The organism is Pseudoflavonifractor phocaeensis, assembly GCF_016901955.1.
Taxonomy (GTDB): Bacteria; Bacillota; Clostridia; order Oscillospirales; family Oscillospiraceae; genus Flavonifractor; species Flavonifractor phocaeensis_A.
In genome coordinates this window covers 1-417 of the sequence record NZ_JACJLC010000237.1, presented here as the reverse complement: position 1 = coordinate 417, position 417 = coordinate 1, and the positions used below count along the sequence as shown (strand labels likewise).

Here is a 417-nt window from a genome sequence, read left to right as displayed (position 1 = left end):
TGCATACGCCGCTCCAAAAGTGCAGCTTGACCGCAGATGATGGTGCATCACCACCGCTGGAATGGTGCACTGCTTCCGCGGAAATGGTGCATGGCGGCCGCGGGCGTGGTGCACCGGGCCGCCATGCGGGGGATTACTCAGGGATGCCCTTGCGCTTGCGCATGGACTCGCCCTCGATCTGGATGGTATAGGCGTTGTAGATGATCCGGTCACAGATGGCGTCGGCCAGGGTGGGGTCGTACAGATTCTCGTGCCATTCGCTGGTGTCATACTGGGAGCAGAAAATAGTGGAGGCCACCCTGTTCCTTGCCTCTACCAGTTCCAGCACATCCCGGGCCTCTGCCTCCTTGAGGGGGTAGAGCAGCCACTCGTCCAGAATAAGCAGCTTCTCTTTCCTGAGCTTTTTCATGTAATCCC

At 59.0% G+C, this 417-nt stretch carries 1 protein-coding gene; it reads right to left on the bottom strand.

All coding sequences use genetic code 11. The features are described 5' to 3' along the window. Nucleotides 1–133 precede the first annotated feature (133 nt). Nucleotides 134–417: ATP-binding protein (locus H6B51_RS18660; protein ID WP_204884828.1), on the bottom strand; the 284-nt coding region annotated here is incomplete at its 5' end.